The sequence below is a fragment of the Ferdinandcohnia salidurans genome, assembly GCF_042680725.1.
GTDB classification, from domain to species: Bacteria; Bacillota; Bacilli; order Bacillales; family Bacillaceae_L; genus Ferdinandcohnia; species Ferdinandcohnia salidurans.
Map to the genome: position 1 here is coordinate 571,944 of NZ_JBHUEK010000007.1, position 13,212 is coordinate 585,155.

The 13,212-nt window shown below is 36.0% G+C and carries 13 protein-coding genes; 4 read left to right on the forward strand and 9 right to left on the reverse strand.

The annotated features are described in order from the left end of the window. Positions 1–42: 42 nt before the first annotated feature. From ACFSFW_RS05750 to ACFSFW_RS05760, 3 genes are all read right to left on the reverse strand, one after another. Positions 43–837, reverse strand: coding sequence for an ABC transporter ATP-binding protein (locus ACFSFW_RS05750; RefSeq protein ID WP_388035956.1), 795 nt, complete (start codon positions 835–837; stop codon positions 43–45). Next, on the reverse strand, positions 812–1,840 hold the full coding sequence (locus ACFSFW_RS05755; protein WP_304214166.1) for an ABC transporter permease: 1,029 nt from the start codon (positions 1,838–1,840) through the stop codon (positions 812–814). The genes ACFSFW_RS05750 and ACFSFW_RS05755 overlap by 26 nt, the downstream gene beginning before the upstream one ends. Before the next feature lie 177 nt (positions 1,841–2,017). Then, the gene (locus ACFSFW_RS05760; RefSeq protein ID WP_388035959.1) at positions 2,018–3,037 is read right to left on the reverse strand and encodes an ABC transporter substrate-binding protein; all 1,020 of its coding nucleotides are present in this window, start codon (positions 3,035–3,037) and stop codon (positions 2,018–2,020) included. Positions 3,038–3,348: 311 nt separating this feature from the next. On the opposite strand from ACFSFW_RS05760, the gene ACFSFW_RS05765 reads away from it, so the two are divergent. Next, the gene (locus ACFSFW_RS05765; protein ID WP_388035962.1) at positions 3,349–4,692 is read left to right on the forward strand and encodes a sodium-dependent transporter; all 1,344 of its coding nucleotides are present in this window, start codon (positions 3,349–3,351) and stop codon (positions 4,690–4,692) included. A gap of 36 nt (positions 4,693–4,728) precedes the next feature. On the opposite strand, the gene ACFSFW_RS05770 is transcribed toward ACFSFW_RS05765, so the two are convergent. Beyond that, positions 4,729–6,078 carry a hemolysin family protein gene (locus ACFSFW_RS05770; RefSeq protein ID WP_388035965.1) on the reverse strand — a complete coding sequence of 450 codons (1,350 nt, stop codon included), beginning with the start codon at positions 6,076–6,078 and terminating at the stop codon, positions 4,729–4,731. 221 nt (positions 6,079–6,299) lie between these two features. Between ACFSFW_RS05770 and ACFSFW_RS05775 the strand changes: the two genes are divergently transcribed. Next, entirely contained in the window at positions 6,300–6,833 is a 534-nt protein-coding gene (locus ACFSFW_RS05775; protein ID WP_388035968.1) for a YceI family protein, read from the forward strand. Between the two features lie 33 nt (positions 6,834–6,866). Here the strand turns inward: ACFSFW_RS05775 and dacB are convergent, their stop codons facing one another. The 5 genes from dacB to ACFSFW_RS05800 all read right to left on the reverse strand — a co-directional run bounded on the left by dacB (position 6,867) and on the right by ACFSFW_RS05800 (position 11,622). After that, positions 6,867–8,333, reverse strand: coding sequence for a D-alanyl-D-alanine carboxypeptidase/D-alanyl-D-alanine endopeptidase (gene dacB / locus ACFSFW_RS05780; protein WP_388035971.1), 1,467 nt, complete (start codon positions 8,331–8,333; stop codon positions 6,867–6,869). A gap of 160 nt (positions 8,334–8,493) precedes the next feature. After that, entirely contained in the window at positions 8,494–9,324 is an 831-nt protein-coding gene (locus ACFSFW_RS05785; RefSeq protein ID WP_099363364.1) for an undecaprenyl-diphosphate phosphatase, read from the reverse strand. 72 nt (positions 9,325–9,396) lie between these two features. Then, positions 9,397–10,011 carry a DedA family protein gene (locus ACFSFW_RS05790; protein WP_304214179.1) on the reverse strand — a complete coding sequence of 205 codons (615 nt, stop codon included), beginning with the start codon at positions 10,009–10,011 and terminating at the stop codon, positions 9,397–9,399. A gap of 99 nt (positions 10,012–10,110) precedes the next feature. Beyond that, complete coding sequence (locus ACFSFW_RS05795; protein WP_304214181.1) at positions 10,111–10,863, reverse strand: exodeoxyribonuclease III; 753 nt, start codon at positions 10,861–10,863, stop codon at positions 10,111–10,113. A gap of 24 nt (positions 10,864–10,887) precedes the next feature. Then, on the reverse strand, positions 10,888–11,622 hold the full coding sequence (locus ACFSFW_RS05800) for a glucose 1-dehydrogenase (RefSeq protein ID WP_304214183.1): 735 nt from the start codon (positions 11,620–11,622) through the stop codon (positions 10,888–10,890). A 135-nt stretch (positions 11,623–11,757) separates the two neighbouring features. On the opposite strand from ACFSFW_RS05800, the gene ACFSFW_RS05805 reads away from it, so the two are divergent. Together ACFSFW_RS05805 and mntR are read left to right on the forward strand one after the other, a co-directional pair. Further along, entirely contained in the window at positions 11,758–12,720 is a 963-nt protein-coding gene (locus ACFSFW_RS05805) for a hypothetical protein (protein WP_388035976.1), read from the forward strand. A gap of 66 nt (positions 12,721–12,786) precedes the next feature. Continuing rightward, positions 12,787–13,203 (forward strand): transcriptional regulator MntR, encoded by a 417-nt coding sequence (mntR, locus tag ACFSFW_RS05810; RefSeq protein ID WP_099353213.1) that lies wholly within the window; start codon positions 12,787–12,789, stop codon positions 13,201–13,203. The last annotated feature ends 9 nt before the right edge of the window (positions 13,204–13,212 follow it).

Sequence of the window (13,212 nt, forward strand, 5' to 3'; positions counted from 1 at the left end):
ACCCGCGAAAGATTGATGCTCCTTCGCGGGCTTTTATGTTCGTTATGAAAGCAATGCACGATCATTTGTCATTTTCGCGCCTCTGATTCGTTGGAACTCATTTAGTAATTGCTCAATCGTTAAACTCTCTTTTTCTTGTTCATTAACCTCTAAAATGATTTGTCCCTTATCCATCATGATCAAACGATTCCCTAAATCTAGAGCTTGTTGCATATTATGTGTGACCATTAATGTTGTTAAATTGTATTTTTCGACGATTTCTTTGGTTAAGTTTGTGATTAACTTAGCACGAGCTGGATCGAGTGCTGCTGTATGTTCATCGAGTAACAATATTTTCGGTTCAGTGAAGGTGGCCATCAATAGCGATAATGCCTGCCGTTCCCCTCCTGATAACAATCCCACTTTTGCAGATAAACGGTTTTCTAACCCTAAGTTAAGAGATTGGAGCACTTCTCTAAAGTAGTCCTTGCGCTTTTTTGTTACTCCTTTTCGTAAGGTCCGAGTTTTATTTCGTGAATACGCCATCGCGAGATTTTCTTCAATGGTCATATTTGGTGCTGTACCTGCCATTGGATCCTGGAATACACGTCCAATGAGCTTAGCCCGTTTATGTTCTGGTAAGAATGTAACATCTTTACCAGCAATGTCAACAGAGCCTGCATCCGGAATGAGCACACCCGATATTACATTCATTAACGTTGATTTACCAGCACCATTGCTACCAATTACAGTTACAAAATCGCCTTCTTTTAACTGTAGATTGGTCCAATCAAGAGCAATCTTTTCGTCTGGTGTACCTTCATTAAAGATTTTATGAATTTGATTTAAGTGTAGCACTTGTTTCACCCTCGCTTTCTGAAGGTACATTCTTCATTCGTACAAGTTGTTGTCGTTTTGCTCGTCTGCTCTTCTCTTTTGTTCCTTCTAGAATTTTTGGTAGGACAAGTGCAATGATTACGATGATGGCAGTAATCAATTTCATATCTCCAGGCTGTAGGAACTCAACACGTAATGCTAGTGAAACAACGATACGATAAATAATCGCACCACCGATTACCGCAAGTGTTGCTCGTGCAATCGTTTTGGCACCAAAAAGGGCTTCTCCAATTATGACGGAAGCTAAACCAATAACGATCATCCCAATACCCATTCCAACATCGGCAAATCCGCCTTGTTGTGCAATTAGTGATCCTGAAAATGCTACAAGCGCATTTGATAGACCTAATCCAAGAATCGTCATCAAGTTTGTATTAGCAGAAAAGCTGGAAATCATTTTTTTATTATCCCCTGTTGCTCTTACTGCAAGACCGATTTCTGTTCGTAGGAAAAGGTCAATTAAAAACTTAATTAAGAATGTAACAACAATCATAAACAATAAGATACCCCATGTTTTTGGAAAGCTATCTCCTAAACCGATTGCTGTTAAAATAGAATTAAACAATGAATCGATTCCTAATGAAGCAGATATATCAGATACGTTTGTAAAAGTTGTATCAATATTTAATAACGAAACATTTGATTTACCCATAATTCGTAGATTGATTGAATAAAGGGCGATCATCATTAAAATACCAGCTAGTAATGCATTAATTTTTCCTACCGTGTGTAGTAATCCGGTGATACTCCCTGCAATAAATCCAGCAACAAGTGCTAATAATGTTGCGATAAAAGGATTTACTCCATTTGTTATCAAAATGGCGGAAACAGCAGCTCCTGTAACGAAGCTGCCGTCAACCGTCAAGTCGGGAAAATCTAATATACGGAAGGACAGGTAAACACCAATTGCCATGATTGCATAGATGATTCCTGATTCAAATGCCCCAAATAATGCTGTAAACATGTTGAATCATCCTTTCTTTAAGTACTGTTCAAAAATGAGGATGAAAAGGACCAAGAAGTTCGAGGCGGTGAAGTTTTGAGTACCGGAACGTATGTAGTTGATACGTGAGGAACGCAAAAACAAGCCAACGAAGAAATTCGATGTGTCATTTTCACCGGACTTTTTGAACATCATTGTTTATTCACCTTCGTAGATGTCAGCCAATTCTTCCCATTCAGGTTTTATTTCGATTCCTTGCTCTTCTGCTGCTTTTTTATTTATGATAAGCTGTAGGCTATTTGGAAGTTCAACTGGAATTTCAGATGCTTTCTTTTCACCTTTTAGAATCTTTGCAGCCATAAGTCCAGATTGGTATCCAATATCGTAGTATTCAAATCCACTAGCTGCAAATCCACCGGCTTTCATTGAATCAAGCTCACCAACGAACAATGGAATATCCTTTTCATTTGCTACTGCAATGATTGAATCTAAAGCTTGAACTGCAGTGTTATCAGTTGGAATATAAATTGCATCAACACGGTCAACTAAGCTTTGAGCAGCTTGATTAACCTCAGCAGTTGTAGACACAGAGACTTCTACTAATTCCGCACCATCTTGTTCAGCATATTCCTTTACTTGCTCAACCTGTACAACAGAGTTTTGTTCTCCAGAGTTGTAGATGACTCCAATCTTCTTCGCTCCCATTTCACCTGTGATGAAGTTAATTGTTGTTTTAGTAGCATCTGGATGGTTATCAGTTGTACCCGTAATATTATCGCCAGGCTTATCGAATGCTTCTACTAATCCTGCACCAACTGGGTCTGTTACTGAAGTGAAGATAATAGGAATTTCACTTGTTGCATTGAGTGCAGCCATTGCACTAGGTGTTGCGTTTGCAAAAATTAAGTCCACTTTGCTACCAACAAGGTTTTGTGCAATTGTTGCTGTGTTACTTTGCTCACCTTGCGCATTTTGGAAATCAAACTTTAAATTTTCGCCTTCCTTAAATCCTTCATCTTCTAACGCTTTTTTGAAACCTTCTGTTGCAGCATCTAAAGAAGTATGTGGTGCATATTGTGTAATACCAACTACAACTTGATTTTTTTCACTGCTGCCACCAGCATCCTTTGAAGTGTTTTCAGTAGCATCACTTCCACATCCTGCTAAAGCAAGGAAGCCAGCTAATACCACTCCTAACATTTTTGTTGAACCTTTCATGCATATCCCCCCAAAATCTCTTTACTCTTTTTTGATTTTCTAGTAATCTATTACTTTACTAGAATAATAATATTCACGCACTTTCACTTTATCACATAAAAGCGAAAAAGCGTTAATGCATGCCATTAGTTAATCGTAATATTATCATTCTAGACGCTTTCCGTCAATTATTTTCTGAAGATTTTACACTTTCAGCTTATAATTTTTCTCGAACAGCGTAAAAAGATTTTTTGTTTTCGTATGATAATACGTTTTATTTTATTTCACTTAACAAAAAATAGAGTAATATGAGTTGCGATGGAGGTATTTATTTGAAGCAATCTGCACAATGGTCATCAAAAATAAGTTTTATTTTAGCGGCAGCAGGATCTGCTATCGGATTAGGGGCGATTTGGAAATTCCCTTATGTAGCAGGTACAAGCGGTGGCGGAATATTTTTCATTATTTTTCTTATATTTACTTTGCTAATCGGTTTACCACTTTTATTAGCTGAATTTGTAATTGGGCGAACGACCCAAAAAAACGCGATTCAATCTTTCAAAGAATTAGCACCACGAACGAATTGGCATCTCGTTGGTCGATTAGGTTTTTTTACAAATGCGGTTTTACTTTCTTTTTATAGTGTTGTTGGTGGCTGGATATTAATTTATTTAGTAAGTGGTAGTATTGGTAATTTAAATGGTTTGACGGAGTCAGAGTACGGAGCATATTTTGGAGAAACCATTGCAAATCCATTCCTTGTTGTGCTCGCACAACTATTATTTATGTTAATTACCATTATTGTAGTTGCAAAAGGAGTCCAAGCTGGTATTGAGAAGGCGAGTAAATGGATGATGCCTGCACTTTTTATTCTTTTCATCGTTATTATTTTTCGTTCAATCACGCTTGAAGGTTCCCTTGAAGGAATCCTGTTTATTTTAAAGCCTTCTCTTTCAACACTAACTTCTGAGACCATTCTTTTTGCACTAGGTCAATCCTTTTTTGCTCTTAGTGTTGGTGCCTGTACAATGTTAACTTATAGCTCCTATCTTTCGAAGAAGGAAAATATGGTACAGTCGGCATTCTCAATTGTGGTGTTAAATATTCTTGTTACACTCTTGGCAGGGTTAGCCATTTTTCCGGCCGTATTTGCATTTGGCTTAAAGCCTGATGCTGGGCCCGTTCTTTTATTTAATGTGTTACCAACCGTTTTTGGAAAAATGCCTTTTGGCATCGTATTTCTATTAGCATTCCTGCTTTTGTTTTTATTTGCAACTCTTACGTCTGCTTTTTCGATGCTTGAATTAATTGTAGCGATCTTAACAAAAAAGAACGAACAAAATCGAAAAAATATTGCATGGATCGCAGGACTAGTAATCTTTTTACTTGGTGTTCCTTCTGCCCTTTCTTTCGGGGTATTAAGTGATGTTAGTTTATTTGGTAGATCCATTTTTGATCTTGCTGATTTTCTCGTTAGTAATATTCTTTTACCTGTTGGGGCTTTCTTTATATCTATTTTTGTATCATTTATATTTCCACGAGAAGCACTCTATAAAGAATTGCAAATGGGCAGCAAATTTCCGATTATCATAGTACAGGTTTGGTTCTTTTTAATTCGCTATGTCGTTCCAATTGTAATTATCATTGTATTTTTAGATAGTTTAGGTATCATATAAAAAAGGTGTTCCGATTTTAATTGGAACACCTTTTTCTTACTCTTTTTCTTCGTCCTTATTTTCTAGCACTTGTACTGGAGCAAGATTGTTAATCACCTTTATTCTCATGATGCGTTTCTCATCCATTTCAACAACCTTAAAAGTATGATTTTCGTACTCAATCTCTGGAAATGCATCTCCAGAAGGTATATATCCCAATTGTCCTATTACAAAACCGCTTAATGTATCGTATTCATCTATTGGAAGGTTAATCTTTAGAATATCTTCCACCTCATATAAATTAATCGTTCCCACCATGGAGTATGTCCTATCATCTAACTGAATATATTCTTCATCCTCAATTGTATATTCATCATATTCATCAAATATATTACCAACGATTTCTTCAATTAAATCCTCAATTGTAACAATTCCATCTGTTCCACCATATTCATCGATCACTATGGCCATATGGATATTATTTTTTTGTAATTCCTTAAATAATTCATTCGTGTGCTTCGATTCCAATACAAAATAAGGATCCCTTAGCAGATCTTTTAAGTTAAATGAGACATCATCACAGTCATCTACAAACTTTATTAATTCTTTGGAATGTAGTATCCCAACAATCTGATCAATACTATCATCATAAACAGGAAAACGTGTGTATTTTTCTGTAGTAACAAGATGAATAATTTCTTTTAGTGTGTAATCGAGGGGAATTCCAACAATATTCGTCCGGTGTGTCATAATGTCCGAAACTGTTTTATTATCAAACTCAAAAATATTGTTGATCATAATTTTTTCTGATTCTTGTATGGTCCCTCTTTCTTTACCAACATCGACCATCATTCGAATTTCTTCTTCTGTTACATTTTCATCCTCAGCATTGGGATCTACACCGAATAACCGTACAAGACCATTAGTTGATACAGTTAAAAGCCTAACAAAAGGAAGCGTAACCTTGGATAAAAGGGTTAAAGGTCGAGCAGCAATCAGTGAGATTTCTTCTGCTTTTTGTAACGCCAGCCTTTTCGGAACCAGTTCCCCTATAACTAGTGTAAAGTATGAAAGTATGAGTGTTATTACTACAACTGAGATTGTATCGAGAAGAGCTGGTGCAATAGGAACTTCCATGTCAATTAACCAATTTGTTAAATATGTTGCAAAGCTTCCAGCGGCGAAGGCACTCGCTAAAAAACCTGCTAATGTAATACCTATTTGGATTGTTGCTAAAAATCCACTTGGGTTTGATAGAAGTCTATGTAACAAAATCGCTTTCTTATCTCCACTGTCAGCCATCATTTTTACTTTATTATCATTTAATGAGACCATTGCCATTTCAGATGCAGCAAAAAATGAATTTATTAAGATCAAAACGACAAGGATTAAAATCTTAGCAAGCATTTTTAGTACCTCCAAGCATTGGAAAACACATATATTTATTTTATTAAATTCCCCTTCTTTTATTAGCATTATGCTTTATATAAAAGTAATAGCTTTTTTTGAAAAAAATGTATTCATTTTTGATTGACAGGGAGTTAAAAGGATATTATAATTTATCTTAAAGTAATATATCTTGAATTTAAGATAAATGATTCTAAAATAACTTTTTGGGGGATTTTAAAATGGCAAACACAAAATGGGCAGTAGACGCATCACACAGTAGTATTGATTTTTCAGTAAAACATATGATGATTGCAAAGGTAAAAGGTTCTTTTGAGAACTTTGAAGCTACAATTGAAGCAGATCCTGCTGATTTAACATCTGCAAATATTGAATTCAAAGTTGATCTTGCGAGTGTAAATACAAAGAATGGAGATCGTGACAACCACCTTCGTTCTGCTGATTTCTTTGATGTAGAAAACCATCCAGCAATGACTTTCAAATCTAATTCTATCGTAAAAACAGATGATGATGAATACAATGTAACTGGTGATTTAACAATTCATGGTACTACTAAAACTGAAACGTTCCAAGTTGTATTTGAAGGTGCAGGTAAAGATCCATGGGGCAATGAAAAAGTTGGTTTCAGTGCAACAGGAAAGATCAATCGTAGCGATTATGGTTTAGTGTGGAATGCTGCACTTGAAACAGGTGGCGTTCTAGTTGGGGACCAAATTAAAATTTCAATCGAAATCGAAGCTGGAAAAGCTGAATAAACTAACTATTAAAGCAGGCCTCAGTGGCCTGCTTTAATAGTTGTATAATAATGTAACGATTTTATCCTCAATTGGTTTTCCGTGGGCATCGTTCATTAAGTTGTTTAAAAGAATCGAAAAGATAAGGTCTTCCCCACTCTTCGTCTTAATAAATCCAGATAATGAACTCACTGTCCGAATTGTTCCAGTCTTCGCTTTTACCTTTCCTGCCATTTCAGGATTTTTCATTCTATAACGCAATGAACCACCTACTAGTCGCTCGCTATTACCTGCTACAGGTAATGATTGTAAGAATACAGGAAACCAGGTTTGTTTTTGAGCGGTAAAGAGTAGTTTTGAGATGTCGTTGGCAGACACTAGGTTAACATGTGAAATTCCTGAACCGTCCCTAATGACCATACTGCTTGGATCCACTCCGATTTTTCGAAGCTCATCTTTTACAACAGCAATCCCTTTATCCCAACTCCCTTCTCCATTACGAATACGGCCCATTTCCTTTACAAGTGTTTCACCATGTCCATTATTACTTAACTTCATAAAAGGAATGAGGAGTTCTTTTAATGGAATGGATTTATCGGTTGCAAGTAGTTCTGCATTTTTGGGAGTTTTTGCAATCCCATCTGTTCCAATGACATGGATTCCGTTCTTCGCTAATGCATTCTTAAACAAATCTAATGTATAACCTGTAGGTTCCCACACCGTCATCCATTCTTGAACCGATTTCGCATTAACAGGTATTGTCCCTTCAATCGTAATCACATTCTCGCCATGCTCGCGATTGATATCGATGTCTTTTTTCTCTTCTTTTTGAACCGTTTTTGTGTTATTGATGATTTTGACATAATTGTTCATAGGTTGTACTGAAATTTCAGCTTTGTTTCCCGCTTTCTTTCCAGGTGCCACCTCGACAATTAAAGTACCTGAATCATAATCTTTATTGGGAGAGGCTGTTAAACCTGAAACGGCTGAACCATAATAATAGGTCTCATCGCTCCACGTTAAATCGATTGAATAACGCTCATCATCATACCAAGAATCATCCGCTATTATATTTCCAAAAATCACATCTACTCCAGATTTCTTGATTTTTTTGGCGAGTAAATCTAAATCTTGCTGGAGTAAGGTTGGATCTCCTTTTCCTTTCAAATAGAGATTTCCTGATAATTTGTTCCCAACAAGCTTCCCATCTGTGAGAACTTCAGTTGAAAACTGGTAATCTTCACCAAGAGCCGATAACGCTGTTGCTGCTGTAATCAGTTTTAAATTGGATGCTGGTCGAAGTCTAACATCTCCAGCATGTTGATATAAGATTTCTCCACTTTTTGCTGACCTAATACTAATTCCAGCAATGGCACCTTGGAGGTTAGGTTCATTTAGAACCAGTTGATTAAGTTGTCCAAGGACTTGATTTTGGTTTACGTTAGCAATTGCTTTTTCTTGTTGTGGGTGGATGGAAGGCATAATGGTTATGGAAAGTAAAAGTACAGCAAATAGTAACATTTTTTTAGTTCGAATAATGGTTTTCCTCCCTTTTTCTTTTTCTATTGTACAAGTATGGAATCTTTACCATATTTTATACAAAAATACAGGTAATATGAAGAACGAAATGTGATTTATTTTGCATAAAAAAAAGCATCCCACACTTGAGATGCTTTACAACTTATAAGAATACAAAGTAAATAATAGCTGCTAGTACAATGCGGTAAATCGCAAATGGTAATAGCTTGATTTTATCAATGAGGCGTAGGAAGAAGCGAATTGAAATGAGAGCAAACACGAATGCACTAATAAATCCTGCAATAAACACTGGAAGTGCGTCCACTGAAAAATACTCTATGTTTTTTAGAAGTGAAATTCCACTTGCTCCTGCCATGATTGGAACAGCCATGATGAATGTGAAATCAGCAGCTGCTCTATGGCTAAGTCCTACAAGTACACCACCGGAAATGGTTGCACCTGAACGTGAGAATCCTGGCCATAGTGATAAACATTGAATGAGACCAACTGTTAATGCTTGCTTATACGTAATTTGATCCACAGTTTGCGTATTTGGATGTTTAGCACTATATCGGTCTGCGACAATCATTAGGATTGCACCAATTACTAGTCCAATTAATACAGTTTCAGTTGTGAACAAATATTCATCAATTGTATCTTCAAATAATACTCCAAGGATACCTGCAGGAATTAATCCTACAATAATATGTGTTAAACGTAAGTGTTTAGCTCCAACTGGAACAATTTTATTTTTTCGATTTAGTCCAAGTAAATCAATAAACCGATCTTTAAATACAACAACTACAGCTAATATAGAGCCGAGTTGGATCACAACTTTAAATGTGTTTGCTGGATACTTTCCAAGAAACTCCTCTGTTTTTAGCCACATATCATCGACGATAATCATGTGACCTGTTGAGGAAACTGGCGCAAATTCTGTTAACCCTTCAACCAGTCCTAAAATAATCGCTTTAATTAATTCAATTATATCCATTAGACGTAAAGTACTCCTTTTTTAAAATGTCTATTTCAGGCGCCGATTGACGTGCGCCCGAAGCATTTCTAATTATCTTGTTTTTGATCTTCTCTTGGTGAAAAATATAACAAGAAACCCAATTCCTGCTAATGCAATTAATGCATAGGTGATATTGGAGTAGATATCCATGTAATGAACAATTGTATCCCATGATTCACCAAATGCGGCACCAAGCATAACGAGTATTACATTCCAAATTAATGTTCCAAGTGTTGTAAAGAAAATGAACATCCAAAAGTTCATATTGGACATCCCTGCTGGAATGGAAATCAAGCTTCTGATTAATGGAATCATGCGACAGAAAAATACTGTCCAGTATCCATATTTATCGAACCAAGCATCTGCTTTATGGATATCCTCTTTTGTTACACGTAATATACGACCATAGCGGTCAACAATTTTCTCTAATCGCTCGACATCAAGTAAGCGGCCAATTCCGTATAGTATAATCGCACCTACAACTGATCCCAGTGTTGCAGCAATGATAACCCCCGTTACGGTTAATTTCGTAATAGTGGTCATAAATCCACCTGCAGTCAAAATAACCTCAGATGGAATGGGTGGGAAGATGTTTTCTAGTGCAATTAATAGAAAAATTCCAACATACCCAAATTGATCCATAAAATCTGTTATCCAATTATCCATTTTTACCTCCAAAAAGATGCTATTACCAATCTTTCGATAGCATTCTTATTGTAATCTATGTTTGTCCTTCTTTAAAGTATTCCTTTAAATTTTTTCCAATCAATGAATTTCCAGAACAACCGGACAGTGGTCACTCCCCATGATGTGTGAGTGAATATGAGAATCTTTTAGTCGATCTTTAAATTTCTCAGATACGATAAAATAGTCGATTCTCCATCCAATATTTTTTTCACGGACATTCCGCATGTAACTCCACCATGTATATTGATCGGTCATGTCTGGATAGAAATATCGGAAGGAATCAATGAATCCAGAATTGAGTAGATTGGTCATTTTTCCACGCTCTTCATCAGTGAATCCAGAATTTCCTCGATTTGCTTTTGCATTTTTTAAATCTGATTCGGAATGAGCGACATTTAAATCGCCACACAGAATAATCGGTTTGCTCTCATTTAATCGAGTGAGATATTCAAGCATTCGGTCTTCCCAATCAAGACGGAAGTTAAGTCTTGCTAGATCCCTTTGCGAATTTGGTGTATAGACATTGATTAAATAAAAATCTTCAAATTCTAATGTAAGAATTCGCCCTTCTGATTCTTCGTTTTCATCTCCAACGCCATATGAAACGGAAAGTGGCTTTATTTTTGAGAAAACAGCTGTTCCTGAATAGCCCTTCTTAAGCGCATAATTCCAATATTGGTGGTAGCCTTCAAGGTCTAGTTCAATTTGACCTTCCTGAAGCTTTGTTTCCTGCACGCAAAAAATATCAGCGTCCATTTCATGAAAATAATCTAAAAACCCTTTTTTTACACAAGCACGTAATCCATTCACATTCCAAGATACAAGTTTCATAATCTATAAAGCTTCCTCTCTTTGTTACTCCTCATATATCATTTTTCTCGTCATACCTCCATCTACAACGAGATTAATCCCTGTTACAAAATTATTTTTAGAATCGGTTAAATACAGGCATGCATTTGCAATGTCAGTTGGAGTACCGACCCGCTTAGAAAAGTGTTGGTCATGGTCTTCTTTACGAAGTTCCTCATAATTACCTGTTTCAATCCAACCTGGTGAGATTGCATTTACTGTTATTTGATATTCCGAAAATGAAGCAGCAAGTGCGTGAGTAATCGCAACGATTCCACCCTTCGTAGCTGCATATCCTTCTGAATGTGCTTCAGACATCATGGCCCTTGTTGACGCAATATTAACGATTGAGCCACCAGATTGCTTCATATATCTTGCAGCTTCTCTCGAACATAAGAACACACTTCGTAAATTCGTTTGAATCACGTCATCCCATTCTTCAACCGTAACATCGAATGGTGATTTGAATAAGCCTTTGCCGGCATTGTTTATTAAAATATCAATTTTACCATAGGTTTGATAGGTTTGGTTTATTAAATTTTTGATATCCTGTTCAATTCTTACATCTGTTTTTATAAAAAAAGCTTCCTTACCTTGTTCCTGAAGTTCAAGGGTTTGTTTTGTTCCTGCTTCTACATCAATATCTGCTAAGATCACTTTATCTCCATTATGTGCGTAACGATTCGCTATTCCTCTGCCAATTCCATTTGCCGCTCCTGTAACAATAACAACACGATTCATTTATTTCACCAGCCTATTATTCATAGTTTCAAAAACTTTCCTAATCCATTATAAACGACGAAGCCAATCTGGCAAAATAAAACAGAGATTCAGGTGTTATAAGAATGATAAACTAGGTATTGGGGAGTGAGGTTTTTGAGGAAAAAGATTATTGCATTGCTATTCGTATTATGTAGCCTTCCAATTCTACTAAGCTTAGACCCTATCACGTATAATTCTTCATATTATGCTAAATACGAGTCACCAAAAGGAATTCTTTTTCTAAGCTATTCAGAAAACTGGAATGAGCAACAATTAGAAGAGCTTTATCAGGAACTAATAAAAAATAAACATGGTGAGGAAATTACCCTGTTACAAGAAGTTCGGGTCATGGATGGTCCATCACCTTCAAATAATAGGATTACAGGAATCTATCATCCATTTATAAGCACCATTACCCTTTATAATGGAAATGAACATACAAATGCTCGAGAATATCGAGATACGTTGTCACATGAGTACGGTCATCATTTTGCTTATTATTATTTTCCTTCGCACCATTTTCCATTTTCAAAATGGGCGAAGTTAAGAGGGTTAGATGATATACCTATTCATTGGAATTCATTTTTAAATTACTCCGTATCAGCACATGAATGGTATCCGCAGGAGATTTTTGCAGATGATTATGTCTTATTATATGGGGCAATTAATGAAGTAGATCGAGATGATGTCTATTCGAATGAAGCGTTTTATATGCGAACAGAACATGAAAATCAGCAACTTACGAATGTCTTGGGGAATCAAGAATTGCAACAATTTATAGAAGGAGAAACAGGAATAAAGATCGATGATGACCGAAAATTAAAAACTCCTAAGTTGTCTTTAGTTACAGATGACAGTTTGACTTTTGATATCGAAAAAAAGGAGAATGTTGCATATCGGTTAAATCTAGCAGACTATGAATATTATGAAATTACAGATGACAAGAGTGGTTCTGTTACTTTTTCAATTGATCAAATCGATTTGTCTGAAAAAGAAGTTGTATCTATAGATGTTATTGATTTAGAAACGTCAATCGGCTTTCTTACTGATGATATCCGACTTCATTTGGAAGATTAGATAGAAAATTATCCGCATTTCATTATATAATATAAGTAGAGAGTTTTTTGAAAGGCGGTAATGACGATTCCGACACCGAGTATGGAAGATTATTTAGAAAAAATTTATTTATCGATTCAGCAAAAAGGCTACGCTCGAAGCGTGGATATTGCTTCTTCATTAAATGTTCTCCCTTCCTCCGTAACAAAGATGATGCAAAAATTGGACGAGGAAGGCTATGGGATTTACGAGAGATACAGAGGCTTTGTGCTTACCGAAAAAGGATCCACAGTCGCAAAAAAACTAGTCGAAAAACACGAGATGCTTGAAGACTTTTTGAAAATGATCGGCGTCCAGGACCACAATATATATGAGGAAGTTGAAAAACTTGAGCATTATATAAGCAAGGAAACTTCTCTATGCTTATCAACCCTAATTGACTTTTTTGAAGAAAATCCTTCTGCTAAAAAAGAATACCTGCAATATCGAAAAGATAAGATGTAAAAAGCTCAG

Bases quoted from the DNA above. Each gene is read 5' to 3' on its own strand.
- ACFSFW_RS05795 (WP_304214181.1), bottom strand. From the start codon at position 10,863: ATGAAACTTGTATCTTGGAATGTGAATGGATTACGTGCTTGTGTAAAA.
- ACFSFW_RS05770 (WP_388035965.1), bottom strand. From the start codon at position 6,078: ATGCTTGCTAAGATTTTAATCCTTGTCGTTTTGATCTTAATAAATTCA.
- ACFSFW_RS05790 (WP_304214179.1), bottom strand. From the start codon at position 10,011: ATGGATAATTGGATAACAGATTTTATGGATCAATTTGGGTATGTTGGA.
- ACFSFW_RS05785 (WP_099363364.1), bottom strand. From the start codon at position 9,324: ATGGATATAATTGAATTAATTAAAGCGATTATTTTAGGACTGGTTGAA.
- ACFSFW_RS05775 (WP_388035968.1), top strand. From the start codon at position 6,300: ATGGCAAACACAAAATGGGCAGTAGACGCATCACACAGTAGTATTGAT.
- dacB (WP_388035971.1), bottom strand. From the start codon at position 8,333: ATGTTACTATTTGCTGTACTTTTACTTTCCATAACCATTATGCCTTCC.
- ACFSFW_RS05755 (WP_304214166.1), bottom strand. From the start codon at position 1,840: ATGTTTACAGCATTATTTGGGGCATTTGAATCAGGAATCATCTATGCA.
- ACFSFW_RS05760 (WP_388035959.1), bottom strand. From the start codon at position 3,037: ATGAAAGGTTCAACAAAAATGTTAGGAGTGGTATTAGCTGGCTTCCTT.
- ACFSFW_RS05800 (WP_304214183.1), bottom strand. From the start codon at position 11,622: ATGAATCGTGTTGTTATTGTTACAGGAGCGGCAAATGGAATTGGCAGA.